We start from the raw sequence: 26701 nt of genomic DNA, 5'->3' as shown, positions 1-26701 counted from the left end.
GAGGTGTCCAGTCCCCGAGGCGTAGACGGGTGGCATGAGCACCGACGCAGGAACCGCGCACGACGCCTCCGGCCACGACCAGACCCGGCACGACGCCGATCCCGAGACGCTCGAGCCCCTGAGCCACGACACCCAGTCCGGCGAGGCCGACTACGTGGCGACGAGCCCCGGCGGGAGCGGGACCGAGCGGCACGTGCCCACCCCCGACGAGGAGCAGGGCCGTGGCACCGAGTACGACCCCGTCGACCAGGGGCCCCAGCAGGAGGGCCAGGGCGGCTGAGACCGGCCGCCCCGCGCGCCCCCTGCCCGGCTCAGCGGACGATCCGCCGCAGCACCGCGCGTTCCCCGAGGGTCCAGACGGCGCTCGTGACGACGTAGAGCGTCGCGGCGAGCGGGACGACCGCGGCGAGGACGACCGACGCGAAGGGCGCCCAGCGCGCCAGGGCAGCGGCCGGACCGGCCCCGGGCGTACCGGCGGCCGGCTCCGCCGTCGGGTTCCAGTGCACGGTGGCCCGGCGCGACGCCTCGACCACCACCGCCATCACGACGAGCAGCACGAGCACCACCCAGGCGTGGCTCCACAGCGGCGACGCGAGCGCCACCAGGAGCGTGTGCCCGAGCGGGATCCCGACCAGTGTCGCGTCGAGCAGGGCGTTCGCGGCGCCGGCGATCGACGCGTGCGTGAAGAGCGCGTACACGAGCGAGAGGACCGGAGCCTGCGCGAGCACCGGGAGGCACCCGGCCAGCGGGGAGACGCGCTCGGAGGTGTACAGGCGCTGCACGGCCTCCTGGAGGCGTCGCGTGTCCGCACCGTGGCGCCTGCGGAGGGCGGCGAGCTGCGGGGCGAGTCGACGCCGGTCGCGCTCGGCCCGCACCTGCAGGACGGCGAGCGGGACGAGCACGATGCGCACGCCCAGGGTGAGCGCCACGACGGCGAGGGCCGCTGCGGCGCCACCGGCGACGGGGGACAGGGCTGCGGTGAGCGCGGCGAGCAGGTCGACGCCGGCGCGCAGCAGGTCGCCGACGACGGGCAGGGTGGTGATGTCCATGACGTTCCGTTCGAGTGGAGGGGTCCGTGACGACGTGACCCGACCACCCGCGGGCGGTCAGGCCGGTGTCGGCGCTCCCGGTGCTCGCGACCGCACCTGGCCGTCGGCGTCGGGGTGGCTCCACGCGATGCGGGTCGCCCGCTCCACCGCTGCGCCCGTCCGCTCGGAGCCCTCGGCACCCGGATCGACACCGAGCGCCGTCGCGAGCAGCCGGACGACGAGCACCGTGACGGCGACGGCGGCGAGGCCGAGCGCGGCGACGGCGAGCAGGGGCGCCGGGGAACCCGCCGGACCGAGCAGGCCGGCATCGCCGATCTGCAGCACCGCGAGGGCGCGCAGCAGGAGTTCGACGACGGTCATGGTCCGTTCAGCGTAACCCCCGCGTGCCGTCGAGGACCGGCAGTCCCGGACGGGCAGGATCGCAGGATCGCCGAGCACCCCAGCGACCCTCGCCCTGGAGCGGGCGGGGATCCCGTTCACGCCGCACGTCTACGAGCACCACGAGACCGCGACCAACTTCGGTGAGGAGGCCGCCGCGGCACTGGGCCTCCGTGAGGACCAGGTGTTCAAGACGCTCGTCGTCTCGGTGGACGGGCAGCTGGCCGTGGCGGTCGTGCCGGTCGCGAACCGCCTGGACCTCAAGGCCATCGCAGCTGCCCTCGGCGGCAAGAAGGCGACGCTCGCCCAACCTGCCCTCGCCGAGAAGCGGACCGGGTACGTGGTGGGCGGGATCAGTCCGGTCGGACAGAAGACCAGCCTGCGGACGGTCGTCGACGAGACCGCGCTCGAGCACCCGAGCATCTTCGTCTCCGGCGGGCGCCGCGGGTTCGACATCGAGGTCGCGCCGGCCGACCTGGTCCGCGTCACCGGCGCCTCCACGGCGGCCATCGCGCGGACCTGAGTCGGTCTGACGCAAGTTTCTGTACCCGCCGGGAATGGAGCGGGTCCTCCAGCGTTGCATTGAGTCGAAGGCACTCAAGTTCCCAGGAGGTCCCTTTGCCAGCAACGTTCGGCCCGACCGGTGGCGACGACGCGTTCGACGCGTTCCTCGCGCGGCTCATCGCGGCCCAGCAGTCCGGTGCCCAGCGATCCGTCCCGCTGGGACGCCCGGTCGACATCACGCGGCTCCTCAGCCGACGTACCCACGAGGTGCTCCAGCACACCGCCGAGTACGCCGTCGCACAGGGCCAGCACGAGATCGACGCGCTGCACGTCCTGCACGTGCTCGTGCGCACCGAGCCCTTCACCGCGGTCCTGCGCACCGCCGGTGTCGACCCGGAGCAGTTCGCCGCCGAGGTCGAGCAACGCCTCCCCGCGCCGACGGACCCGCGTCCCGAGCGCACCGGGCAGCCCGCCCTGACCGGGACCGCACAGCGGATCCTGCTCGAGGCGACCCAGGCCGCCAAGGCCTTCGGCAGCACCTACACCGACCCCGAGCACGTCTTCTTCGCGCTCGTCACCGACCAGGACACCGTCACGGGGCAGCTGCTCGCGAGCGCCGGTGTCACCCCGCAGCACCTGCAGGAGCACGCCCAGCAGGCCGCGGCAGCAGCACGAGAGGGGCGCCCGATGCCCGGAGCCACCGAGACCACCGCCGACCCCACGAACGGCACGACGAGCGACACCCCGACGCTCGACCAGTTCGGCACCGACCTCACCGAACGCGCCCGCGACGGACGCATCGACCCGGTGATCGGCCGCGCCGACGAGATCGAGCAGACCGTCGAGATCCTGCTCCGCCGCACGAAGAACAACCCCGTCGTCATCGGTGAGCCCGGCGTCGGCAAGACCGCGATCGTCGAGGGGCTCGCGCAGCGGATCACCGACGGCGACGTGCCCGCGCTGCTCCGGGGCAAGCGGGTGGTCGCGCTCGACCTCGCCGGCATGCTCTCCGGCACCCGGTACCGCGGCGACTTCGAGGAGCGCCTGACGACGGCGATGGACGAGATCGCGGCGCACGCGGACGAGCTGATCGTCTTCATCGACGAACTGCACACCGTCGTCGGCGCCGGGGGCGGTGGCGAGGGCGGCTCGATGGACGCCGGCAACATCCTCAAGCCCCGCCTGGCCCGCGGCGACCTGCACCTGGTCGGCGCGACGACGCTGCGCGAGTACCGCCGCATCGAGAAGGACGCCGCGCTCGAGCGGCGCTTCCAGCCGGTCCGGGTGGGGGAGCCGAGCATCGAGGACGCCGTCGCGATCCTCGGCGGCCTCGCCCCGCGCTACGCCGAGCACCACGACGTGACCTACACCGACGACGCCCTGCGCGCCGCGGTGGAGCTCTCGCACCGGTACGTGACCGACCGGCACCTGCCGGACAAGGCGATCGACCTCATCGACCAGGCCGGGGCACGACGCCGTCTCGCCCTGTCGGGCGACGTCGACGTCGAGGCGCTCCGTGACCAGGTCGCGGAGCTGCAGGCCGACAAGGACCGCGCGGTGGCCGAGGAGCTGTACGAGGAGGCGTCGCGCCTGCGCGACGAGATCGACGGACTGGAGGCGCAGATCACCGCCGCCTCGCAGGGGGACGCGAGCAGTGCCTCCCGGCCGTCGACCGCCGACCGCGTGATCACCGAGGCAGACGTCGCCGAGGTCGTGTCGCGTGCCACCGGCATCCCGGCGACCCGGATCTCGCAGGGTGACCGCTCGCGCCTCGCCGCGCTCGAGGACGAACTCCACGAGCGCGTCGTCGGCCAGGACGACGCCGTGCGCGCCATCGCGACCGCCGTCCGACGCAGCCGGACCGGCATGGGCGACCCGCGTCGTCCCGTGGGCAGCTTCCTGTTCCTCGGCCCGACGGGCGTCGGCAAGACCGAGCTCGCGAAGGCCCTGGCCGGATCGCTCTTCGGCGACGAGTCCGCCATGCTGCGGTTCGACATGAGCGAGTTCGGCGAACGGCACACCGTCTCTCGCCTGGTCGGTGCCCCTCCCGGGTACGTCGGTCACGAGGAGGCCGGGCAGCTCACCGAGCGCGTCCGTCACAACCCGTACTCGGTGGTCCTGCTCGACGAGGTCGAGAAGGCGCACCCGGACGTCTTCAACCTGCTGCTGCAGGTGCTCGACGACGGCCGCCTCACCGACGGACAGGGACGGACGGTCGACTTCCGGAACACCGTCGTCATCATGACGTCGAACATCGGCTCGGAGTTCCTCGCATCGCGCTCCGGTGCGCTCGGGTTCTCGGCCTCGGCGGACGGCGGCTACTCCGAGGAGGACCTGCGCGCCCGTGTGATGGGCAGGCTGCGCGAGTCGATGCGGCCCGAGTTCATCAACCGCATCGACGAGATCGTGCTCTTCCGCAAGCTGTCGCAGGAGCAGCTGCGGTCGATCGTCGACCTGCTGCTGCAGGACACCGCGCTCCGGCTCCTCACCCAGGGGATGACCCTGGCGGTGTCCGAGGCGGCGACCGACTGGCTCGCCGAGCACGGGTACGAGCCCGAGTACGGCGCCCGTCCGCTCCGTCGACTCATCCAGCGCGAGGTCGACGACCGCATCGCGACCCTGGTGGTCGACGAGCAGGCGCACGCCGGCGACACCGTCCGGATCGACCTCGAGGACGGCCGGCTCGTCGCCCGAGCGTCAGCCCCGGCGACGGTCTGATCCGACCCGCTCACACGGAACGGCCCCGGCACCCCAGCGGTACCGGGGCCGCTCCGCGTCCTGCGACGTCCTCGTGTGTTCTCGGATGCAATTCCGGAAATGTTCGAGAAAGGGGTTGCGCTCGCATTCCCGACGCCGATAGTGTTCACGAGCATCACCGGCTGTACGAGACCGAGAGGGGGCCGACAATGATGATCGCCATGACGAACCCGTTCCGTGGAATCCGTGGGATCGGCGGCACCCCGCTCCGTTCGCACTGACGCGGGACGCCCCGCTCCAGCCGTTCTCCTCGATCGACCGAGGTCCCGCTCGTCGCTGCCCTGAGCACGCGGTGGTGCGGTCCCGATCGTCGTCGCACAGCCCCGCTGTGCCGCACCACACACGCCGTGCAGGCCACGGCTGCCCGTCCAGCTGACGGACGCCCGTTCGGGTGACGGACGCCCGTCCGGGTGACGGACGCCCGTCCTGCGGACGGCGGCCGGGGGCGCGGCGTGGTGGATCGAGATCGGACCGCGAGCGGCGGACGTCTCTCCGACGATTCCACTCGGTGACCCGATCGGTCACCGACAATGCAGCCGCGCGCATTCCTGCGCGCCCTGCCGATCATTCTCGCCCGCATTCACCGGGCGTTCTTCGCGAACCCGTTCCCGGCGCATCCACGCGGTCGGCGGTCGGGATCTCCGTCATGCCCTCGGGCACCCACGAAAGGCACCATCGTGTCGAACGACATCGACGTCCGTCCCCCCGACACCCGCGCGGTGCGCCGCCGGGTCACGCTCGCCGATCGCATCGCCCTCCGGATCGGCATGTCGCTGATCATCTGGAGTCGTCGGACGCACCACGTGCGTCCGTCGGTCGACCACGCCACCCGTCAGCGGCTCGACCGGGAGCGGCGCGAGCGCGAGCTCGAGCTGCTCGTGCGGAGCGCCGCGATGCGCATGTGGCGCTGACGCGCCGCGCCCCGCCGCCGCTCCGGCTGCGCCGACGCGCCGCCGCTCCGGCTGCGCCGACGCGGCGGCGCGCAGCCGCAGCCGCAGCCGCGACAGCGCCGCGCGCACGGCCTCCGCACAACCAGAAGCACCTCGCGCCATGCGATCGCATGGCGCGAGGTGCTTCCCGTTGTGCTCCGCGACGAACGCCACACTCGCCGCGCCCGCCGCACCTAGGGCACCCGCCCCGCGCGGGACCGCGACCCCGCGCCTACCGCTTCCGGTTGGCCACCAGTGCGACCGCGTACGACGGGAACCACGTCCCCGCCGCCGGCCCACCGTTGCAGGTCCCGTCGCTCGCCCCCGGCGTCTTCACCCAGAGCAGGGCGTCGAGCCGGGTCGTGCCCGCTGCGACGTGGGGCTTCCCTCCGAGACCGGCCCCGGTCGGGTTGCACCAGGTGCCGAGCCACCCACGACCGTTCCTCGACACGTCGACGACGTACCGTGCTCCACCCGTCATCGCGCTGAGCCGCTCGGCGTAGGCCCGCTCACCGTCGACGCCGTAGAAGTTCGCGACGTTCGTGAAGAACCCCCGGGCCTGGGCGACACCGGCTTCCCGCAGGTACGTCGCCTGGAGCTCCGCGGGGTTCCAGTCCTCGTTCCCGCCGTCCAGGTAGGTGGGGACCCCCGCGGCGGCGTACACGCGCACGGCCGCCGCGATGAGGCCCGGCCGTCGGGCTCGCTCGGCGGTGCACGTGCTCAGGTGTGCCAGGGAGTCCGGCTCGACGATCACGACGGCCCGGTGCCCCTGGAGGTCGGCCGCGATGCGACGGTTCCACGCGGCGTACCGGGACGGGGAGAGGCCGCCCGCCGAGTACCCGCCGCAGTCGCGGTTCGGGACGGCGTACGTGACGAACACCGGCGTCGTGCCCGTCTTCTCCGCGGCGGCGAGGTTCCGCGCGATCACCCGGTCCAGCGCGTCGCCCGTGTACCACTCGCCGAGCCAGATCGCGATCGGCTGCTGCGCGATGGTGCGGGCCGCGGCGGCCTCGGTCGTCCTCCCCGCCGCGCTGAGCGCCGCCGCGGCCTGGGCGGGCTGGCTGTCCGGCTGCCGGTACAACCCACCGGCGAAGACCTGCCCGGGCGTCGCGGAGTGGAGGGCAGCGCGCGGCAGCGGCGCGGTGGACGCCGCCGTCGCAGCCGCGGGGAACGTCACGGTGCCCCCGACCACCGCCGTCGCCACGACGGCGAGCGCGACCATCGTCCTGATCCTCGAGTACATGGTCCCCGTCCTGTGTCCGTCCGCTGCCGGGACGTCCCTGCCGTCCCGCTCCACCTGCCGCAGACCATCAGAACCCGCGGGGCGGCGTCGGGGCGATCTCCAGAACGAGGGACAGGCGACGGACGGCCGGGCGCGTGCGGCGCCTGCGGTCGCGTACCGTTGTGCGGTGACCGAAACCGCAGCTGCACTCGTCGAACGCCTGACCGCCATCGTCCCGGACTTCCCGAAGCCCGGCATCCTGTTCCGCGACGTGACGCCGGTGTTCTCCGACCCCGTGGCGTTCGGACGGGTCTGCGAGGCCCTCGCGGCGCCGTTCGCGATCGGTGCGGGGTTCCAGGCGGTCGCCGGCATCGAGGCCCGCGGCTTCGCCCTGGCCGGTGGCATCGCGGCCCAGCACCAGGTCGGCGTGCTGACGGTCCGCAAGGCCGGCAAGCTGCCCGGCGAGGTCCTGAGCGAGCAGTACGCGCTCGAGTACGGCGAGGCAGAGCTCGAGCTTCGGCCGGGCCAGCTCCCGCAGGGCACGCGCGTGCTCGTCGTCGACGACGTCCTCGCGACCGGGGGCACCGCTGCGGCGACGATCACGCTCCTCGAGCGTGCCGGGTACGAGGCGATCGGCTTCGCGTCGCTGCTCGAGCTCGACGGGCTCTCCGGTCGGGAGCGCCTCGAGCCGCGCCTGCCCGTCACGACGCTCGGCCGCGTCCCCGCCTGAACCGCTGCCGCCGGCCGAGACCGCCGCGGACGCGCCGGGACCGCCGCGGCCGCGCCTGGACCGCTGCGGCCGCGCACTAGTCTTGACCCACCCCTGAACCAACCGAGGAGCACCACGATCGTGACCGACGCAGTCGCACCAGAGCCCGCAGACCTGCCCCAGGCACCCGAGCCCCGCACCGCGACGACGGCCACGACGGGCACCGAGCTCTTCGACGGCGTCCGCGGTGTCGTCGCGATCCGCGTCGGTGGGGTGCTCAAGGACCTCGCGGCCGACGTGGAGGCGGGGGAGACCGTCGAACCGGTGACGCTCGACGAGCAGGACGGCCTCGACATCCTCCGGCACAGCGCCGCACACGTGCTCGCGCAGGCCGTGCAGCAGATCAACCCGGACGCGAAGCTCGGCATCGGCCCGCCCGTCACCGACGGCTTCTACTACGACTTCGACGTCGCCGAGCCCTTCACCCCCGAGGACCTCAAGGCCATCGAGAAGGGCATGGACCGCATCGTCAAGCAGGCCCAGCGCTTCCGGCGCAAGGTCGTCACCGACGACGAGGCCCGCGAGCTGATGACGGGGGAGCCCTTCAAGCAGGAGCTCATCGGCCTCAAGGGCGCCGCGGCCGAGGGCGACTCCGGCGAGAGCGTCGAGGTCGGGGCCGGCGAGCTCACGGTCTACGAGAACGTCGACCCGAAGTCGGGCGAGGTTGTCTGGCAGGACCTCTGCCGTGGCCCGCACGTCCCGCACACCCGGTGGATCGGCAACGCGGCGAAGCTCATGCGCGTCGCGGCGGCGTACTGGCGCGGCTCGGAGAAGAACCCGCAGCTGCAGCGCATCTACGGCACCGCCTGGCCGGACAAGGACCAGCTCAAGGCGTACCTCGTCCGACTCGAGGAGGCCGCGAAGCGCGACCACCGCAAGCTCGGCGCGGAGCTCGACCTGTTCTCGTTCCCGGACGAGATCGGCTCTGGCCTGGCGATCTTCCACCCGAAGGGCGGCATCATCCGCCGCGAGATGGAGGACTACTCGCGCCGCCGGCACGAGCAGGAGGGCTACTCCTTCGTCTACACGCCGCACATCACGAAGGGCGACCTGTTCGAGCAGTCCGGCCACCTCGGCTGGTACAAGGACGGCATGTTCCCGGCCATGCACATGGACGAGGCCCGCGACGAGGACGGCAACGTCACCCGACAGGGTGCGGACTACTACCTCAAGCCGATGAACTGCCCGATGCACATCCTGGCGTACCGCTCGCAGGCCCGCTCCTACCGCGACCTGCCGCTCCGGATGTTCGAGTTCGGCACGGTCTACCGCAACGAGAAGTCCGGCGTCATCCACGGCCTGACCCGCGTGCGCGGCATGACCCAGGACGACGCCCACATCTTCACCACGCAGGAGAAGATGAAGGAGGAGCTGACCACGACGCTCGAGTTCGTGCTCTCGCTCCTCCGCGACTACGGGCTCGACGACTTCTACCTCGAGCTCTCCACGAAGGACCCGGAGAAGTACGTCGGCGACGACGAGGTGTGGGAGATCGCCACGAACACCCTGCGCGAGGTCGCCGAGGAGTCCGGTCTCGAACTCGTCCCGGACCCCGCCGGTGCGGCGTTCTACGGTCCGAAGATCTCCGTCCAGGCCCGCGACGCGATCGGTCGCACGTGGCAGATGTCGACCGTGCAGCTCGACTTCAACCTGCCCGAGCGCTTCGAGCTCGAGTACACGGCCCCGGACGGCTCGCGGCGGCGTCCCGTGATGATCCACCGCGCCCTGTTCGGCTCGATCGAGCGCTTCTTCGGCGTCCTCACCGAGCACTACGCTGGTGCGTTCCCGGCGTGGCTGTCCCCGGTGCAGGTCGTCGCGATCCCGGTCGCCGCGGAGTACGGCGACTACCTCGACGAGGTCGTCGCGAAGCTCCGTGCGCACGGTGTCCGCGCCGAGGTCGACCACTCGGACGACCGGATGCAGAAGAAGATCCGCACGCACACCAAGGCGAAGGTCCCGTTCCAGCTCATCGCCGGCGGCGACGACCGCGACGCCGGAGCCGTCTCGTTCCGCTTCCGCGACGGTCGCCAGGACAACGGCGTGCCGGTCGACGAGGCGGTCGACCGCATCCTCACTGCGATCCGCGACCGCGCACAGGTCTGATGGACCGCACGGGAGGCTCGGAGTCCGTCCCCGGGGCCGGTCACGTCGTCGACGTGGCCGGCTCCGGGGCCCCGGCCGACTCCGGGAGGCCGGCCGGCTCCGCGATCCCGGCCGACCCCGGTCCGCCGGTCGTCGACACGGGCGGTGCCGCGGGCACCGGCAGCGCGGACGACCCGCTGGTGATCCGCGACGCGGCCACGGGTGCGGCGGTGCCGGACGCCTTCCAGCGCCTGTGGAACCCGCACCGCATGGCCTACATCGACGCCGGGCGGGAAGGTCGGGGCCGCGGGCACGAGGACGACTGCCCGTTCTGCGAGGCGCCGCGGAAGTCCGACGAGGACGCCCTGATCGTCGCCCGCGGTGAGCACGCCTACGTGCTGCTCAACCTGTTCCCGTACAACAACGGGCACCTGCTCGTCTGCCCCTACCGCCACGTCCCGCTGTACGACGAGGCGACCGCGGAGGAGATCCGGGAGATCGCCGAGCTGACCCAGACCGCGATGCGCGTACTGCGTGCGGTGTCGCACTGCGACGGCTTCAACATCGGCATGAACCAGGGCGAGATCGCGGGCGCCGGTGTGGCCGCGCACCTGCACCAGCACATCGTGCCGCGGTGGGCGTCGGACTCGAACTTCTTCCCGATCATCGCCCGGACGAAGTCGATGTCCCAGATGCTCGGTGACACCCGCCGGCTCGTCGCCGACGGCTGGCCCGCTGCGGACTAGACTGTCGGCATCATGAGCGACAGCACCAGCACCTCGGGCACCAACGGCACCTCGATCACCGGCTCCGACCGCGTCAAGCGCGGCCTGGCCGAGATGCTCAAGGGCGGCGTGATCATGGACGTCATCGACGCCGAGCAGGCCCGCATCGCGGAAGAAGCCGGCGCCACCGCCGTCATGGCCCTCGAGCGCGTCCCCGCCGACATCCGTGCACAGGGCGGCGTGGCCCGCATGTCCGACCCGTCGATGATCGAGGAGATCATCGCCGCCGTCTCGATCCCCGTCATGGCGAAGGCCCGCATCGGCCACTTCGTCGAGGCGCAGGTGCTGCAGGAGCTCGGCGTCGACTACATCGACGAGTCCGAGGTGCTGTCGCCCGCCGACTACGTCAACCACATCGACAAGTGGAAGTTCACCACGCCCTTCGTCTGCGGTGCGACGAACCTGGGCGAGGCACTCCGCCGCATCACCGAGGGCGCGGCGATGATCCGCTCCAAGGGCGAGGCCGGCACGGGTGACGTGTCCGAGGCCACGAAGCACATCCGCACCATCTCGAAGGAGATCGCTGCGCTCCGCCACCTCAAGGAGGACGAGCTCTACGTGGCCGCGAAGGAGCTCCAGGCCCCGTTCGACGTGGTGAAGGAGGTCGCGCAGACCGGCAAGCTCCCCGTCGTGCTCTTCACCGCCGGTGGTGTCGCCACCCCGGCCGACGCCGCGATGATGATGCAGCTCGGTGCGGACGGTGTGTTCGTCGGGTCCGGCATCTTCAAGTCGGGCGACCCGGCGAAGCGCGCCGCGGCGATCGTCAAGGCCGTGACCTTCCACGACGACCCGAAGGTCATCGCCGAGGTGTCCCGCGGTCTGGGCGAGGCCATGGTCGGCATCAACGTCGCCGACGTCCCCGCTCCGCACCGCCTCGCCGAGCGCGGCTGGTGAGCGCCCGACCCCGCATCGGGGTCCTCGCGCTGCAGGGTGACTTCCGCGAGCACATCGCCTCGCTGACGGAGCTCGGCGCCGACGTGGTGCCGCTCCGTCGGCCCGAGGAGATCGAGGCGCTCGACGGCGTCGTGATCCCCGGCGGTGAGTCGAGCGTCATGGACAAGCTGTCCCGGACGTTCGGCATCGCCGAACCGCTGAGCGCAGCGATCCGCGGGGGACTCCCCGCCTACGGCACCTGTGCCGGGATGATCATGCTGTCCTCCCGGATCGCCGCGGGCATCCCGGGGCAGCAGACGCTCGCCGTGCTCGACACGACCGTGCGCCGCAACGCCTTCGGCAGCCAGAACGACTCCTTCGAGACCGACATCCCGATGCCGGCACTCGGCGAGGCCCCCGTGCACGCGGTGTTCATCCGCGCCCCCGTGGTCGAGGAGCACGGCGCCGGCGTCCAGGTGCTCGGTGCCCTCGCCGACGGGCAGGTCGTCGCCGTGCAGCAGGACGCCGTGCTCGCGAGCGCGTTCCACCCCGAGGTCGCCGGCGAGGACCGCTTCCACCGCCGCTTCCTCGACATCGTCCGCAGCGCCTAGGTCCTCCCGACCCGCAAGACGCAACGTCGGCGGTTCCTCGCAGCGGCATCGCACTGCGCGGTGTCACCGACGTTGCGTTTCGCGCAAGGGGGCGGGGCGGCGGTGATCCGCGCCTCCCGGCCGGTAGACTGGTCCGGATCTTCCGCTAGACGCAAGGAGCACCGTGTCCGGGCATTCCAAGTGGGCAACGACGAAGCACAAGAAGGCGGTCATCGACCAGCGCCGTGCGAAGTCGTTCGCCAAGCTCATCAAGAACATCGAGGTCGCCGCGAAGATGGGCGGCGCGGACCTGTCGGGCAACCCGACCCTGGTCGACGCCGTCCAGAAGGCCAAGAAGACCTCGGTCCCGAACGACAACATCGACCGCGCGATCAAGCGCGGCGCCGGCCTGACCGGTGAGTCGATCGAGTACACGACGATCATGTACGAGGGCTACGGCCCGAACGGTGTCGCGATGCTCGTCGAGTGCCTCACCGACAACAAGAACCGCGCTGCGGCCGAGGTCCGGACGGCGATGTCCCGGAACGGCGGCACCATGGCCGACCCGGGCAGCGTCGCCTACAACTTCTCGCGCAAGGGCGTCATCTCGGTCACGAAGACCGACGGTCTCGACGAGGACACCGTCATGACGGCCGTCCTCGACGCGGGTGTCGAGGACGTGGTCGACCAGGGCGGCGGCTTCGAGGTCATCACCGAGGCGAGCGACCTCGTCGCGGCGCGCACGGCGCTGCAGGACGCCGGCATCGACTACGACTCGGCCGATGCCGAGTTCGTCCCCGGGGTGAAGGTCCCGGTCGACGCCGACACCGCCCGCAAGGTCTTCAAGCTGATCGACGCGCTCGAGGACAGCGACGACGTGCAGAACGTCTACGCCAACTTCGACATCCCCGCGGACGTCCAGGCCGAGCTCGACGAGGACGAGGACTAGTCCGGTGCTCCGTGTGCTCGGGGTGGACCCCGGGCTCACCCGGTGCGGCGTCGGCGTCGTCGAGGTCGCACCGAACCGGCGCGCACGACTCGTCCACGTGACGGTCGTGCGCACGCCCGCGGACATGGCGTTGGAGCAGCGGCTCCTGCGCATCGCCGACGGCATCGCTGCCGAGATCGACGACCACCGCCCCGACGCGGTGGCGGTCGAGCGTGTCTTCGCACAGGCGAACGTCCGGACGGTCATGGGCACCGCGCAGGCGGCGGGGCTGGCGCTGCACGCCGCCGCCGCCCGTGGGCTGCCCGTCGGGCTGCACACGCCGTCGGAGGTCAAGGCGGCGGTCACCGGCTACGGGAACGCCGACAAGCGCCAGGTGCAGACGATGATCGCGCGGGTGCTGGGGCTCGACGAGGCCCCGAAGCCCGCCGACGCCGCGGACGCGCTCGCCCTGGCGGTCTGCCATGCCTGGAGGCTCGGATCACCCGACCGGATCGGTCCCGGCCCGTCGACGCTCACCCCGGCACAGCGCGCCTGGCGGGACGCGCAGGCCGGGGTCGCGGACACGCCGCTCGCGCGTGCCGCTGCCGCGGCATCGCGTCCGGGTGCCGCCGCGCGGCGGGCCGGCGCCGTCGGTGGGCGGCCCTAGGCTCGTGGGCATGATCGCGAGCCTCCGGGGAACCTGCATCGACGTCTCCGGATCGGCCGTCGTGGTCGAGGTCGGGGGAGTGGGGTACGCCGTCACGGTCACCCCGGCGCACGCACTGACGATGCGCCACGGCTCCGAGGTGTTCCTGCGCACGGCGATGATCGTGCGCGAGGACGAGCACCTGCTCTTCGGCTTCGAGTCGACCGACGCGCTCCAGGTGTTCGACCTGCTCCGCAGCGTCTCCGGCGTCGGGCCGAAGTCGGCGCTCGGTGTCCTCGCCCACATGGACCCGGCACAGGTCGCGAACGCCGTCGCGAGCGAGGACGACTCGGCGTTCCGCAAGGTGTCCGGCATCGGCCCGAAGACCGCGAAGCTCATCACGGTCGCTCTCTCCGGCAAGCTCGTGGCCTTCGAGCAGGCGCCTGCGTCCGCGACGGCCGCGGGTGGCAGCGCGCACCCGGCCGCGCTCGACGTCGTGTCGGCGCTCGTCGGACTCGGCTGGCGCGAAGACGCGGCACAGTCCGCCGTCGACGCCGTCGTGGCGAGCGACCCGGGTGCCGCTGCGATGGGCACGCAGGCCCTGCTCCGCGCCGCGCTCGGCACCCTGCGTCCCGCGGGGGCCGGCCGGTGAGCGGGATCACCTCGGCGGGAGCCGAGTCGCAGGAGGAGCTCGCCTTCGAGGGCGCGCTCCGACCGAAGTCGCTCGACGAGTTCGTCGGGCAGCGCAAGGTCCGCGGCCAGCTCGACCTCCTGCTCAAGGCGGCGGCCATGCAGGAACGCACCCCCGACCACATCCTCATGGCCGGTCCGCCCGGGCTCGGCAAGACGACCCTCGCGATGATCGTCGCGCACGAGTCCGGTCGGCCGCTGCGGATGTCGAGCGGCCCCGCGATCCAGCACGCCGGCGACCTCGCCGCGGTGCTGTCCTCCCTCGTCCCCGGCGAAGTGCTCTTCATCGACGAGATCCACCGGATGGCGCGCTCGGCGGAGGAGATGCTCTACCTCGCGATGGAGGACTTCCGGATCGACGTGATGGTCGGCAAGGGTGCCGGCGCGACGAGCATCCCGCTCGACCTCGCGCCGTTCACCCTCGTCGGTGCGACCACGCGCGCCGGGCTGCTGCCGAACCCGCTCCGCGACCGCTTCGGCTTCACCGCGCACCTCGAGTTCTACGAGAAGGACGAACTCGAACAGGTGCTGATCCGCGCGGCGCACCTGCTCGACCTGCGCATCGACCGGTCCGCCCTGCGCGAGATCGCCGGTCGCTCCCGCGGCACCCCGCGCATCGCGAACCGCCTGCTGCGCCGGGTGCGCGACTACGCCCTCGTGCACGGCACCTCGGACGGGATGGCCGCCGTGCAGGGGGCGCTCGACCTGTACGACGTCGACGAGCTCGGGCTCGACCGGCTCGACCGCGCCGTCGTCGAGACGATGCTCACGCGGTTCGACGGTGGCCCCGTGGGCCTGAACACCCTCGCCGTCTCCGTGGGCGAGGAGTCCGAGACGATCGAGTCGGTGGTCGAGCCCTTCCTGGTCCGCGTCGGACTCGTGACCCGGACGCCCCGCGGGCGGATCGCGACCCCGCAGGCCTGGCGTCACTTCGGGATGTCCCCGGGCGACGGAGTCGGCGCGCAGCCCGGCCTGTTCGACGACTGATCAGGTATACGATATTCTGATCCCGGTCGCCCGAGTGTCGTGGTCGGCCCGCACGGACTCAGGCGGTTGCCCGATCGCGGACACGCCCGTGCCCTAGACTGCTACGGCCCGAAGCCGAGCAGCGACCGCTCCGGCTGGATCCGAGCAACCAGAGAAGGCACCGCCCCCATGGACCAATCACTCTTCCTCATCGTCATCATCGTGGCGTTCGCCGCGTTCATGTTCTACAGCAGCCGCAAGCGCAAGAAGCAGCAGGCGGAGCTCCAGACGAAGATGGTCCCGGGCTCCCGTGTCATGCTCTCGTTCGGCCTCTACGGCACGCTCGTGTCCGTCGACGACGACAAGGTCACGGCGGACGTCGAGGTCGCCCCCGGCACCATCGTGACGGTGCACCGCCAGACCCTGTCGCGCGTGGTCGACGAGGACGCGTCCGACGTCGAGACCACCGTCGTGCCCGAGGACGACGCTGCGGCGCCGAAGCCGATCGCCGACCTCAACGGCGAGCCCGTCTACGGCGAGCGTGTCGACGAGTCGGACCCGACGAAGCGCAAGACCGAAGACTGACGCCCTCGGCCGCCGGGTCCACCGACCCGGCGGCCACACCCCTGCCGCCGGCCGTGAGGTCGTCGGTCCTGAACAGAAAGACGAGACGACCGGTGGCACGATCGACACCCGTCAAGAAGGCGCTGCGCTCGCTCACCTGGTTGGTGATCATCATGGCTGCCCTGGCCGGCCTGAACACCGCCGCGTCGGTGCTCGCCGCCAACAGCAAGGACGACACCGACGAGTGGTTCGCCGGCGCGAGCTGGGTCCCCGAGTTGGCGCTCGACCTGCAGGGCGGCACGCAGCTGACCCTCGCGGCGCAGAACACCGAGGGCGGTTCCGTCACCTCGCAGCAGTTGAACCAGGCGGTCAACATCATCCGCCAGCGCATCAACGCGACCGGCGTCTCCGAGTCCCAGATCAACACGCAGGGCACGAACAACATCGTCGTGTCGATCCCCGGCAAGCCCGACAAGGCGACGATCGACCGGATCGAGGCGGCTGCGAAGCTGACCTTCCGACCGGTGCTCTACACCGAGGCGGCCACGAACACGGCGGTCGGCGGCAGCGATGGCGGGACCGCCTCGCCGACGCCGTACTCGCCGCCGGCATCGCTCGACGCGACCCCGAGCGCGAAGCCGACCAACGGCAGCGACCTGTCCCAGGTCACGCCGGCGCTGCAGGACCTGTACACGAACTACAACTGCGCGGCCCCGGACGACGTCACGACGGCGCCCGACGACGAGCCGCTCGTCACGTGCGACCAGGACGGCGCCGCGAAGTACATCCTCGGCCCCGTCGAGGTCTCCGGTTCGGGCATCAGCAACGCGACCTCGGGTCTCGCCACCGACTCCCAGGGCGCGACCACCGGGCAGTGGGCCGTCAACCTGACGTTCTCGGGCAAGAGCTCGGACGACTTCCGCGACGTCACGAGCCGCCTCGTCAAGCTCCCCGCGCCGCAGAACCAGTTCGCGATCGTGCTCGACGGCACCGTCATCACGGCGCCCGCCTCGAACGCGGCCATCACGAACGGCAAGGCGCAGATCACCGGCAACTTCACCGCCGAGTCGTCCAAGACCCTGGCCGACCAGCTGAAGTACGGCGCCCTGCCCATCAACTTCCAGGTGCAGTCGAACGAGAACATCTCGGCGACGCTCGGCACCGCGCAGCTCGTCGGCGGTCTCGTCGCCGGCCTGATCGGTCTGATCCTGGTCGTGATCTACTCGATCATCCAGTACCGGGCGCTCGCGTTCGTCACCGTGCTCTCGCTCGGCGTCGCGGCGGTGCTGACCTACCTCGTGATCGCGATCATGTCGTGGCGTGTCGACTACCGACTGTCACTCGCGGGCGTGGCCGGTCTCATCGTGGCCATCGGCATCACGGCGGACTCGTTCATCGTGTACTTCGAGCGCATCCGTGACGAGCTCCGCGACGGCCGTGGTCTCGAGAGCGCCGTCGAGTCGGGCTGGAAGCGCGCCCTCCGCACGATCCTGGCGTCGGACTCGATCAACTTCCTCGCCGCGGTCGTGCTCTACATCCTGGCCGTCAGCGACGTGAAGGGCTTCGCGTTCACGCTGCTCCTCACCACCCTGATCGACGTCGTCGTGGTCGTGCTCTTCACGCACCCGATGATGCAGCTCATCGCCCGGAGCCGGTTCTTCGGCGAGGGACACAAGTTCAGCGGACTCGACCCGTCCGCCCTCGGCGCCGTCTACCGAGGCCGGGCGCAGTTCCGCGCCCCGGTCGTGGACGGCAAGCGCCAGCGCAGCGCGGGCGAGGCCCAGCGCCGCCAGACGATCGCAGAGCGGAAGGCCCAGCAGGCCTCCGGCGACAACGGCTCCACGCCGGACGGGAAGGACGACTGATGGCCAGCTTCAGCCAGTTCGGCAGCGACCTCTACACCGGGAAGCGTTCGTACGACATCGTCGGGCGCCGCAAGACCTGGTACCTGATCGCCCTCATCGCGATCGTCGTCTCGTTGGCGGTGCCGTGGCTCCGCGGCGGGTACCACCTCGGCATCGAGTTCACCGGCGGGTCCGAGTTCACGATCTCGAACGCGAAGGACCTCGACCAGTCGGTCGCCACCCGAACGGTCGAGTCGATCGTCCCCGAGGGCGTGCCGCGCGTCTCCCAGGTCGGCCAGGACGGTATCCGCGTCCAGACCGAGCAGTTGACGGACCGCGAGACCAGCGAGGTGCAGGACGCCCTGGCCGAGGCCTACGGCGTGTCGGACGACCAGGTCGCCTCGACGTACATCGGCGCGACCTGGGGAGCCGACGTGCTCGCGCAGGCGATCCGCGGTCTCGTCATCTTCCTCGCGCTGGCGGCCGTGGTGATGGCCGTCTACTTCCGCACGTGGAAGATGTCCGTGTCCGCCATGGTCGCGCTGCTGCACGACCTGCTCATCACCGCCGGCGTCTACGGCATCGTCGGGCTCGAGGTCACCCCCGCTGCCGTCATCGGCTTCCTGACCATCCTCGGGTACTCCCTGTACGACACCGTCGTGGTGTTCGACAAGGTGCGCGAGAACACGTCGCAGGAGTCGCACCGCACCTTCGTGCAGTCGGTGAACCTCGCCGTGAACCAGACGCTCGTCCGGTCGATCAACACCTCGGTCGTGGCGCTGCTGCCGGTCGCCGCGATCCTCTTCATCGGGTCGTACGTGCTCGGCGCCGGCACCCTGCGGGACATCTCGCTGGCACTGTTCATCGGCATCATCGTCGGCACCTACTCGACGATCTTCATCGCGTCGCCGATGTACGCCCACCTCCGCGAGAACGAGCCCAAGGTCAAGGAGGCCGACGCGAAGAAGACGCGGGCGGCCGAGAAGCGCCAGCGCGAGGTCGACGCCGCGGCCGAGGTCGCCTGATGGCGGTCGAGGTGCACGACGTCGACGTGGCCGAAGCCCGACGCCGGCTCGACGGGGGCGCGCGGTTGTTCGACGTGCGCGAGCAGGGGGAGTGGGACGAGGTGCACGCCCCGGAGGCGACGCTCGTCCCGATGTCCGAGCTCGTGGCCCGCTGGCAGGAGATCGACGGGGGTGACCAGCCCGCCATCGTCGTCTGCCACTCCGGCGCCCGCTCCGCGCGGGTCGTCGCCGCCCTCGAGCAGTCCGGGGTGCCGGCGGTGAACCTGACCGGCGGCATGGTCGCCTGGGAGCAGGCGGGCGAGCCGGTCGTGCGCGCCGGATCGTTCGGCGACGCCCAGGGCGAACCGCGTCACGAGCACTGACCGGACGCGCGTAGGCTTGCCAGACCGTACCCGGACACCGGTCGCAGGAGGCGCATCATGACGGACACCCGTGAGTCCTCGTCGCAGGGTGCGTCCACGCCCGGCGCGAGCCGTCCCGGGTCCGCGCCGCGGCCCTCCAGTCCGCTGAACGCGACGACCACCGGCAACCTCGGTTCCCTGCGGTCGCTGCTGCCGCGCCTCTTCTCGCGGGCGCAGCCCGCAGGGGCGGTCGACACGCTCATCCGTACCGTCCGGTCGCACCACCCGAAGGCCGACGTCACGCTCATCGAGCGGGCGTACTCGGTGGCCGAACGCGCCCACGACGGCCAGAAGCGGAAGTCCGGCGAGCCGTACATCACCCACCCGGTCGCGGTCGCGCAGATCCTCGCCGACCTCGGGATCGGCACGATCACGATCGCCGCGGCGCTCCTGCACGACACGGTCGAGGACACCGACTACCAGCTCGACCAGCTGCGCGCGGACTTCGGCGACGAGATCGCGATGCTCGTCGACGGTGTCACCAAGCTCGACAAGGTCAAGTACGGCGACAGCGCGCAGGCCGAGACCGTCCGCAAGATGGTCATCGCGATGTCGAAGGACATCCGCGTCCTCGTCATCAAGCTCGCCGACCGCCTGCACAACGCGCGCACCTGGGGTTTCGTGGAGTCCGCGTCCGCGTCGCGCAAGGCCAAGGAGACGCTCGAGATCTACGCGCCCCTGGCGCACCGGCTCGGCATCCAGATGATCAAGCTGGAGCTCGAGGACCTGTCGTTCGCGGTCCTGCACCCGAAGCTGTACGTCGAGATCGACAGCCTGGTCAAGGAACGGCAGCCGAAGCGCGAGCAGTTCGTGCAGAACGTGATCGGCACGCTCAAGAAGGACCTGAAGGCCGCGAAGGTCCGCGGCGAGGTCATGGGCAGGCCGAAGCAGTACTACTCGATCTACCAGAAGATGATCGTGCGCGGGCGCGAGTTCGACGAGATCTACGACCTGGTCGGCATCCGCGTGCTCGTGCCGACCGTCCGCGACTGCTACGCGATGCTCGGCTCCGTGCACGCCCGGTGGACCCCGCTGCCCGGTCGCTTCAAGGACTACATCGCGACGCCGAAGTTCAACCTGTACCAGTCCCTGCACACGACGGTGCTCGGACCGCAGGGCCGTGCCGTGGAGATCCAGATCCGCACGCACGAGATGCACCAGCGTGCCGAGTTCGGTGTCGCGGCGCACTGGAAGTACAAGCAGCGTGCCCAGGGACGGGACGTCGACGCCTCCTCGACCACCGACGACCAGGACATGGCGTGGCTCGCCCACATCACCGACTGGCAGGCCGAGACGAGCGATCCGGGCGAGTTCCTCGATTCGCTCCGCTACGAGATCGGCGCCAAGGAGACGTACGTCTTCACCCCGCAGGGCAAGGTCATCGGCCTGCCCGCCGGTGCGACCCCGGTCGACTTCGCCTACGCGGTCCACACCGAGATCGGGCACCGCACGATGGGTGCCAAGGTGAACGGGCGCCTCGTCCCGCTCGAGAGCACGCTGTCGAGCGGTGACGTCGTCGAGATCTTCACCTCGAAGAACCCGGACTCCGGCCCGAGCCAGGACTGGCTGACGTTCGTCCGCAGCCCCCGTGCCCGCAACAAGATCAAGCAGTGGTTCACCAAGGAACGCCGCGAAGAGGCCATCGAGCAGGGCCGTGACGCGATCGCCCGGGCGATGCGCAAGCAGAACCTCCCGCTGCAGCGCATCATGAGCCAGGACTCCATCGCCGAGGTCGCCTCGTCGATGCGGTACGACGACGTCTCCGCGCTCTACGCGGCGGTGGGCGAGGGCCACGTGTCCACGCAGTCCGTCATCGAGAAGGTGCTCGGCAACGTGCAGACCGAGGCCGAGACGGACGAGCCCGAGCTCGCCTTCCCGCGACAGGTCACGAGCCGCCAGCTCCGGAACAGCGACAGCGGTGTGCTCGTCCGCGGCGCGCCCGACATCCTGGTGAAGCTCGCGAAGTGCTGCACGCCGGTGCCCGGCGACCAGATCGTGGGCTTCATCACCCGCGGTCAGGGCGTCTCCGTGCACCAGGCGTCGTGCACGAACGTGAAGTCACTGATGAACGAGCCGGACCGGATGATCGAGGTCGAGTGGGCCCCGTCGTCGAAGTCGGTGTTCCTCGTGCAGATCCAGATCGAGGCGCTCGACCGCTCCGGGCTGCTCAGCGACGTCACGCGCGTCCTGACCGACCACCACGTGAACATCCTGTCCGCGACGGTGTCGACGTCCTCGGACCGCCTGGCGCTCAGCCGGTTCGTGTTCGAGATGGGCGACACGACGCACCTCGACCGGGTGCTGAACGCCGTGCGGCGGATCGACGCGGTCTACGACGTGTACCGGGTCAGCGCGGGCTGACCCCGGCCGGCGCCTGATCGGGTGTCGCGGCGATCGCCTGGTCGAGACGCCGGGCCGCCTGCCGCACCATGGGGATCGTCCCGAGCGCTGCCAGGCGGCGCCGGACCTCGCCGACCCGCACCACCCCGATCGCCACGAGGCCGCGCAGGGCATCGTGCGCGGACGCGTCGAACGCGCCGGGCGCGCGGAGCAGGTCCACCGCGGTGCGCTCCGGCGAGGTCACCCGGATCGGGCCCACCAGCACGGTGTCCTCGGCGGGGAGCCGGACCTCGCGCAGCCGCACGTCGGGGTCGACACGGATGCGGACGGTCGGCGGGACACTCACCTCGACCGGCGAGGGCGGGCGCGACGTCGCACCCCAGATCCAGGCCGCGGACCGCCCGCTCGCCACCACACGGTCGTCGGGCACGCGCCACGCGTGCGCGGCGGCGCGCAGGGCGGGCGTCTGCGGTTCCGCGGGGGAGGCCCAGCACCACCCGACGGGGACGAGCTCGCCGGCGAGCACCGCAGCGCGGAGCTCCGTCTCCGGCCAGTCGTCGCTGGTCAGCAGGCGGGGCGTCGGCACCCGCTCATCCTGCCGGACGGACGACCACCGCGGTCGGCCCTGTGGAGAGGACGTCGGCCTCGGCGCTGCGTGCGTAGCCGTGATCGCGACCGCGACCGCGGCCCCGCGCCCAGTACGAGCGCGCGCCCGTGAACGGGCACGTGTGCCCGGGTGCCCTGGTGCCCGCGTCGCGTCAGCGCAGCACGTCTGCGCGGTGGACGAGCGCTGCCGCCCCGATGAGCGGCCCGTCCTGGGACAGCGCGGTCGGCACGATCCGGACCTTCGTCACGAAGCCGAACTCGACCCGCTCGGCCACCGCCTCGCGGGCGTACTCGAACAGGTCCGGCGTCACGTGCGAGAAGCCGCCGCCGATCGCCACGACCTCGAGGTCCACCAGGCTGGTCGCCGCCGCGACGGCCTGTCCGAGCGCCCGCCCGCTCCGCCGGACCGCCGCCACCGCGATCTCGTCGCCGGCCGCGTACGCGGCGGAGAGCTCCTCGCCGGTGCTCCCGGCGAAGCCCTGTCGCTGCGCCCAGGCGACGGTCTTCGGCCCGCTGGCGACCGCCTCGAGGCAGCCGGTACCGCCGCAGGCGCACGGGTCGTCGAAGCCGCCGCACTCGACGTGGCCGATGTGTCCGGCGTTGCCGGTGGGTCCGCTCACCGTGCGCCCGTGCAGGATGAGACCGCCGCCGACGCCCGTCGACACGATCATCCCCATGACGTGGTCCGAGCCCTGCGCCGCACCGACCCAGTGCTCGGCCAGGGTGATCGCGAGCCCGTCCATCCGGAGCGTCACCGGCACCCCCTCGGGGACCAGGGCCGCGACCCGGTCGCGGAGCGGCCACCCGCGCCACACCGGCATGTTCAGGGGCGAGACGAGGCCGTGCTCCTCGTCGACCGGACCGGCCGCGCCGACCCCCACGCCGACGAGCCGGGCGTCCGCCGGCAGCGTCGCGAGGGTCGCCGTCACGACCTGGTCGACCGCCGCCTGCAGCTCGTCCGCACTCCGCAACGGTCCGGTGGGCTGCCGGTGCCGGGTGCCGGGCAGGACGACGCCCTGGTCGGTGACGAGGGCCGCCTCGACCTTGGTGCCGCCGAGATCGACGGCCAGCGCGATCGCGGACGAGGGGGACAGGGGTGCGGTGCTGGACATGCGCGCTCCGATGCGGCGGTCTGGAGGCCCGGCTCACCGTGACGACGTGACCTCGCGTCGGTGCGAGCCGGCCCCGGCGGTGTGGTCGGGTCGGTCGTTGCTGGTCCGGACGTCCGGACGGACCGGGTGGGTCCGGAGGGACCGGGTCGGTCCGCTCGGGCCCGGGTGGGGCCGCTCGCGCGCGCGGGCGGCCGAGACGTCAGTAGGAGGAGGTGTCGTCGCCGAGTGCCGACGCGGTGCCGGTGGACGCCCGGTGTGCGACCTCGTCGAGGATGCGTGCCGAGGCGCTCGTGCCGATGCGGTCGGCACCCGCGCGGACCATCTCGAGCAGCGTGTCGAGGCCGCGGACGCCGCCGGATGCCTTGACACCCGTGTCGGGACCGACGGCGTCCCGCATCAGTCGGATGTGCTCGGCCGTCGCGCCGCCGCCGGCGAACCCGGTCGACGTCTTCACGAAGGCCGCGCCGGCGCGCTGGGCCGCTCGCGATGCGGCGACGATCTCGTCGTCGGTCAGGAACGCGGTCTCGAGGATGACCTTCACCACGGTGTCCCCGGCGGCGTCGACGACTGCACGGACGTCCTGCTCGACCCGGTCCCAGTCACCGGAGCGCGCTGCGCCGACGTTCTGCACCATGTCGAGCTCGAAGGCGCCGTCGGCCAGGGCCTGCAGCGACTCGGCGACCTTCGCGGCGGTGGTCGTGGAGCCGTGCGGGAACCCGATCACGGTGCCGACGCCCACCCCGGTGCCCCGCAGGCGCTCCACGGCGTGCGCGACGTCGCTCGGACGGACGCAGACGCTGAAGACCCGGTGCGCCGCAGCCTCGTCGAGCTGCGCATCGACGTCGGCACGCGTGAGCTCGGGCTTCAGGATCGCGTGGTCGATGAGGGCGCGCACGGCGTCGGCGCCGAGCTCGTGCTGGTCGGCCCGGTCCTGGTGTGCGGGGATCGCTGCGTTGTCCACCCGGAAAGCCTACCCGGAGGCGACGCGCGTACCGTGCCCTCCATGCAGGTCCTCGTCACCGGTGCGACCGGGTACATCGGCGGACGACTCGTCCCCCGCCTCCTCGAGGCCGGGCACGACGTCCGCGTCTTCGTCCGCACGCCGCGGAAGCTCCAGGACGTGCCCTGGCACGACGACGTCGAGGTCGCCGAGGGCGACCTGCAGGACGCCGAGGCGGTCCGGTCCGCCGTCCAGGGCGTCGAGGCCGTCTACTACCTCGCGCACGCGATGGGTGCCGACGGCGACTTCGAGCAGGCCGAGCGGGACGCCGTCGAGACGATGGCGCGCGAGGCCCACGACGCCGGTGTGCGCCGCTTCGTCTACCTGGGCGGACTGCACCCCGACGGCGAGCTGTCGAAGCACCTCCGGAGCCGGAAGGAGGTCGGGGACGTGCTCCTGGCCTCCGGCGTGCCGACGATCGCCTACCAGGCCGGTGTCGTGATCGGCTCGGGGAGCACCTCGTTCGAGATGATCCGCCACGTGACGGACGTCCTGCCCTGGATGCCGGCACCCCGCTGGGTCCGCAACCGCATCCAGCCGATCGCCGTCCGTGACGTCCTCTACTACCTCGTCGAGGCGCTCGGCATCCCCGCCGACGTCAACCGGACGTTCGACATCGGTGGTCCCGACGTCCTCAAGTACGGGCAGATGCTGAACGGCTACGCGGTCGAGGCGAAGCTGCCGCAGCGCCGCTTCACCGTCCTGCCCGTGCTGACCCCGGGTCTCTCCGCACACTGGTTCAACATCGTGACGCCGATCCCGCGGAAGCTCGCGACACCGATCATCGAGTCGCTCCAGTTCGAGTGCGTGCAACGCGAGCACGACATCGACCGGTACGTCCCGCGTCCGGAGGGCGGACTCACCTCCTACCGCCGTGCCGTCCGGCTGGCCCTGACGAAGATGCGGAAGGGCGAGGTGCAGACGAGCTGGCGCAGCGCCACGCTCTCCTCGACCCCGGCGGACCCGCTGCCGAGCGATCCGGAGTGGGCCGGGCACACCGTCTACGTCGACGACCGGAAGCGGCACTCGAGCGCGAGCGCGGACGACGTCTGGCGCGTCGTGGAGTCGATCGGCGGTGAGAACGGCTGGTACTCCTTCCCCCTGGCGTGGGTGGCACGCGGGTGGATGGACAAGGTCGCCGGCGGGGTCGGCCTGAACCGCGGTCGACGCGACCCGCACCGGCTGGAGCAGGGCGACGCACTCGACTGGTGGCGGGTGGAGCGGCTCGAGCGCGGGCGCTACCTGCGGCTCCGTGCCGAGTTCAAGTCGCCGGGACGCGCCTGGCTCGAGATGCGGGTCACCCCGAGCGACGACGGCGGCAGCGACTACCACCAGCGGGCGATCTACTTCCCCCAGGGACTGCCCGGACGCCTGTACTGGTACGGCATCCTGCCCTTCCACGGCATCATCTTCCCCGGCATGGTCGAACGCATCACGGCGGCGGCCGAGCGCGAGTCGCAGCACACGGAGTCGACGGGGCGGAACTGGACCCAGCAGAATGGGCCGCAGGAACCGGTACACGAGGAGGCAGCATGACCACCGAACACCCCACCGTCCTGTTCCTGGGCGACAGCATCACCGAGCAGGGTTCCTGGGACCAGTGGCTCCCGGGCGAGCGCACGAGCAACCAGGGCGTCGGCGGCGACACCACCGACGGGGTGCTCGCGCGACTCGACGCCGTGATCGCCGAGCAGCCCGAGGTGATCGTGCTGCTCATCGGGACGAACGACTTCGGGAACCACCGGTCGAGCGTCGAGCACGTCGTCCGCGGCGTCGAGTCGATCCTGGTGACGCTCCGCCGCGAGCTCCCCGGCGTCCGTCTGCTGCTCGTGTCGATCCTGCCCCGCCAGGCCGACTGGTGCGCCAAGATCGAGGAGGCGAACCGGCACCTCCGTCAGTTCGTCGCCACCTGCCACGCCCAGTACCTCGACCTCTGGCCGGCCCTCGCGGAGGACGACCACCTCGCCGACCGCTACACCGAGGACGGCCTGCACCTCACCGCCGACGGCTACCGCGCGGTCGTCGACGAGCTCGTCCCGGCGCTCGAGCGCGTCCGCGGGCTGCCGCCGATGTCCCGTCCGATCCAGGCGATCGACCTCGAGGAGGCCGGCGCCTGATGGCACGGAAGGGTCGGCCCCCCGCAGGCTCGTCGCTGCAGGGGGTGCCGACGCACCGCCCCGACGAGCGCCCGGCGACCACCGCGGCGTCGGCCGACGGGATGCCGCCCTTCACGCGCCCGGCACTCGCGCCGTCGCTGCTCGCCGCGGTCGTCCTCATCGCCTTCGTCGCGGTCCTCGACTCCTCGGGCTTCGTCTTCGTCCGGTGGGGCGTGACGGTGCTCGCGCTGATCGTGCTCGTCTTCGCCGTCCGGGGCCGCTCCTGGTGGGCCGTCGCGCTCACGGCCGCGATCGCGGTGTGCTGGAACCCCGTCGTGATCGTGCCGATCCCCGGCCAGGTCTGGGCGGGCCTCCAGCTCGTCGCTGCCGCGGCCTTCATCCTGACCGGCATCGCCGTCAAGGTGCCGCGCGAGACGGACTCGGGGCGCGCCTCCCGACCGTGACCGCGCGGCGCTCGCGCGCGCCCGCCGGACGGTAGGATCGCAGGAGCCGGGCACAGGGCCCGGCTGACGCGATGCGAAGGG

The 26701-nt window shown here is 71.7% G+C and carries 27 protein-coding genes; 21 read left to right on the top strand and 6 right to left on the bottom strand.

The genetic code is table 11. The annotated features are described in order from the left end of the window. Window positions 1-34 precede the first annotated feature (34 nt). Complete coding sequence (locus M3677_RS08190; protein WP_251160225.1) at window positions 35-280, top strand: hypothetical protein; 246 nt, start codon at window positions 35-37, stop codon at window positions 278-280. A 31-nt stretch (window positions 281-311) separates the two neighbouring features. On the opposite strand, the gene M3677_RS08185 is transcribed toward M3677_RS08190, so the two are convergent. Further along, window positions 312-1049: a membrane protein insertase YidC gene (locus M3677_RS08185; RefSeq protein WP_251160224.1), complete on the bottom strand. Its 738-nt coding sequence runs from the start codon at window positions 1047-1049 to the stop codon at window positions 312-314. Between the two features lie 57 nt (window positions 1050-1106). Continuing rightward, the gene (locus M3677_RS08180) at window positions 1107-1409 is read right to left on the bottom strand and encodes a hypothetical protein (RefSeq protein WP_251160223.1); all 303 of its coding nucleotides are present in this window, start codon (window positions 1407-1409) and stop codon (window positions 1107-1109) included. 58 nt (window positions 1410-1467) lie between these two features. Between M3677_RS08180 and ybaK the strand changes: the two genes are divergently transcribed. From ybaK to M3677_RS08165, 3 genes are all read left to right on the top strand, one after another. After that, window positions 1468-1950 carry a Cys-tRNA(Pro) deacylase gene (gene ybaK / locus M3677_RS08175; RefSeq protein ID WP_251160290.1) on the top strand — a complete coding sequence of 161 codons (483 nt, stop codon included), beginning with the start codon at window positions 1468-1470 and terminating at the stop codon, window positions 1948-1950. Window positions 1951-2045: 95 nt separating this feature from the next. Next, entirely contained in the window at window positions 2046-4649 is a 2604-nt protein-coding gene (locus M3677_RS08170) for an ATP-dependent Clp protease ATP-binding subunit (RefSeq protein WP_251160222.1), read from the top strand. Window positions 4650-5365: 716 nt separating this feature from the next. Further along, window positions 5366-5599, top strand: coding sequence for a hypothetical protein (locus M3677_RS08165; protein ID WP_209682613.1), 234 nt, complete (start codon window positions 5366-5368; stop codon window positions 5597-5599). A 250-nt stretch (window positions 5600-5849) separates the two neighbouring features. Here M3677_RS08165 and M3677_RS08160 read toward each other — a convergent pair whose 3' ends face one another. Then, a complete protein-coding gene (locus M3677_RS08160; RefSeq protein ID WP_209682611.1) occupies window positions 5850-6860 on the bottom strand; it encodes a glycoside hydrolase family 6 protein in 1011 nt (336 codons plus the stop codon). A 166-nt stretch (window positions 6861-7026) separates the two neighbouring features. Between M3677_RS08160 and M3677_RS08155 the strand changes: the two genes are divergently transcribed. The 14 genes from M3677_RS08155 to M3677_RS08090 all read left to right on the top strand — a co-directional run bounded on the left by M3677_RS08155 (window position 7027) and on the right by M3677_RS08090 (window position 21363). Further along, a complete protein-coding gene (locus tag M3677_RS08155; RefSeq protein WP_066654284.1) occupies window positions 7027-7569 on the top strand; it encodes an adenine phosphoribosyltransferase in 543 nt (180 codons plus the stop codon). 153 nt (window positions 7570-7722) lie between these two features. After that, window positions 7723-9711 (top strand): threonine--tRNA ligase, encoded by a 1989-nt coding sequence (gene thrS / locus M3677_RS08150; protein ID WP_251160289.1) that lies wholly within the window; start codon window positions 7723-7725, stop codon window positions 9709-9711. Window positions 9712-9887: 176 nt separating this feature from the next. Then, window positions 9888-10436, top strand: a complete 549-nt coding sequence (locus tag M3677_RS08145; RefSeq protein ID WP_251155514.1) for an HIT domain-containing protein — start codon at window positions 9888-9890, stop codon at window positions 10434-10436. 12 nt (window positions 10437-10448) lie between these two features. Beyond that, window positions 10449-11369 (top strand): pyridoxal 5'-phosphate synthase lyase subunit PdxS, encoded by a 921-nt coding sequence (pdxS, locus tag M3677_RS08140; protein ID WP_066654286.1) that lies wholly within the window; start codon window positions 10449-10451, stop codon window positions 11367-11369. After that, on the top strand, window positions 11366-11959 hold the full coding sequence (pdxT, locus tag M3677_RS08135; protein ID WP_209682605.1) for a pyridoxal 5'-phosphate synthase glutaminase subunit PdxT: 594 nt from the start codon (window positions 11366-11368) through the stop codon (window positions 11957-11959). The genes pdxS and pdxT overlap by 4 nt, the downstream gene beginning before the upstream one ends. A 163-nt stretch (window positions 11960-12122) precedes the next feature. Further along, entirely contained in the window at window positions 12123-12887 is a 765-nt protein-coding gene (locus M3677_RS08130) for a YebC/PmpR family DNA-binding transcriptional regulator (RefSeq protein ID WP_066654289.1), read from the top strand. A 4-nt stretch (window positions 12888-12891) separates the two neighbouring features. Then, window positions 12892-13533: a crossover junction endodeoxyribonuclease RuvC gene (ruvC, locus tag M3677_RS08125; RefSeq protein WP_251160221.1), complete on the top strand. Its 642-nt coding sequence runs from the start codon at window positions 12892-12894 to the stop codon at window positions 13531-13533. Window positions 13534-13543: 10 nt separating this feature from the next. Continuing rightward, window positions 13544-14164 (top strand): Holliday junction branch migration protein RuvA, encoded by a 621-nt coding sequence (gene ruvA, locus M3677_RS08120; protein WP_209682601.1) that lies wholly within the window; start codon window positions 13544-13546, stop codon window positions 14162-14164. Next, window positions 14161-15189, top strand: coding sequence for a Holliday junction branch migration DNA helicase RuvB (ruvB, locus tag M3677_RS08115; RefSeq protein WP_066654292.1), 1029 nt, complete (start codon window positions 14161-14163; stop codon window positions 15187-15189). Before ruvA ends, ruvB begins: the two co-directional genes overlap by 4 nt. 168 nt (window positions 15190-15357) lie before the next feature. Next, window positions 15358-15753, top strand: a complete 396-nt coding sequence (gene yajC, locus M3677_RS08110; protein WP_066654294.1) for a preprotein translocase subunit YajC — start codon at window positions 15358-15360, stop codon at window positions 15751-15753. A 92-nt stretch (window positions 15754-15845) separates the two neighbouring features. Continuing rightward, entirely contained in the window at window positions 15846-17597 is a 1752-nt protein-coding gene (secD, locus tag M3677_RS08105) for a protein translocase subunit SecD (protein WP_209682595.1), read from the top strand. Continuing rightward, window positions 17597-18601, top strand: a complete 1005-nt coding sequence (gene secF / locus M3677_RS08100) for a protein translocase subunit SecF (RefSeq protein WP_066654302.1) — start codon at window positions 17597-17599, stop codon at window positions 18599-18601. Before secD ends, secF begins: the two co-directional genes overlap by 1 nt. Next, window positions 18601-18963: a rhodanese-like domain-containing protein gene (locus M3677_RS08095; RefSeq protein ID WP_081984848.1), complete on the top strand. Its 363-nt coding sequence runs from the start codon at window positions 18601-18603 to the stop codon at window positions 18961-18963. Before secF ends, M3677_RS08095 begins: the two co-directional genes overlap by 1 nt. 57 nt (window positions 18964-19020) lie before the next feature. Further along, the gene (locus M3677_RS08090) at window positions 19021-21363 is read left to right on the top strand and encodes a bifunctional (p)ppGpp synthetase/guanosine-3',5'-bis(diphosphate) 3'-pyrophosphohydrolase (protein ID WP_235426327.1); all 2343 of its coding nucleotides are present in this window, start codon (window positions 19021-19023) and stop codon (window positions 21361-21363) included. Here the strand turns inward: M3677_RS08090 and M3677_RS08085 are convergent. From M3677_RS08085 to deoC, 3 genes are all read right to left on the bottom strand, one after another. Further along, the gene (locus M3677_RS08085; RefSeq protein WP_251160220.1) at window positions 21350-21928 is read right to left on the bottom strand and encodes a type IV toxin-antitoxin system AbiEi family antitoxin; all 579 of its coding nucleotides are present in this window, start codon (window positions 21926-21928) and stop codon (window positions 21350-21352) included. The two genes, M3677_RS08090 and M3677_RS08085, sit on opposite strands and share 14 nt — an antisense overlap. 172 nt (window positions 21929-22100) lie before the next feature. Beyond that, a complete protein-coding gene (locus M3677_RS08080) occupies window positions 22101-23060 on the bottom strand; it encodes an ROK family protein (RefSeq protein WP_066654306.1) in 960 nt (319 codons plus the stop codon). Between the two features lie 199 nt (window positions 23061-23259). Further along, window positions 23260-23955 carry a deoxyribose-phosphate aldolase gene (deoC, locus tag M3677_RS08075; protein WP_251160288.1) on the bottom strand — a complete coding sequence of 232 codons (696 nt, stop codon included), beginning with the start codon at window positions 23953-23955 and terminating at the stop codon, window positions 23260-23262. Window positions 23956-24063: 108 nt separating this feature from the next. Between deoC and M3677_RS08070 the strand changes: the two genes are divergently transcribed. From M3677_RS08070 to M3677_RS08060, 3 genes are read left to right on the top strand one after another with little or no spacing between them, the layout of a single operon-like run. Continuing rightward, window positions 24064-25596, top strand: coding sequence for an SDR family oxidoreductase (locus M3677_RS08070; RefSeq protein WP_251160219.1), 1533 nt, complete (start codon window positions 24064-24066; stop codon window positions 25594-25596). Continuing rightward, the gene (locus M3677_RS08065; RefSeq protein ID WP_209682587.1) at window positions 25593-26177 is read left to right on the top strand and encodes a GDSL-type esterase/lipase family protein; all 585 of its coding nucleotides are present in this window, start codon (window positions 25593-25595) and stop codon (window positions 26175-26177) included. Before M3677_RS08070 ends, M3677_RS08065 begins: the two co-directional genes overlap by 4 nt. Next, window positions 26177-26620 carry a DUF6804 family protein gene (locus tag M3677_RS08060; RefSeq protein ID WP_235426328.1) on the top strand — a complete coding sequence of 148 codons (444 nt, stop codon included), beginning with the start codon at window positions 26177-26179 and terminating at the stop codon, window positions 26618-26620. Before M3677_RS08065 ends, M3677_RS08060 begins: the two co-directional genes overlap by 1 nt. Window positions 26621-26701: the final 81 nt, after the last annotated feature.

This window comes from Curtobacterium sp. P97, assembly GCF_023712445.1.
Lineage (GTDB): Bacteria > Actinomycetota > Actinomycetes > Actinomycetales > Microbacteriaceae > Curtobacterium.
The sequence above is the reverse complement of the archived record's forward strand: the minus strand, read 5'-3'. Positions and strand labels throughout refer to the sequence as shown.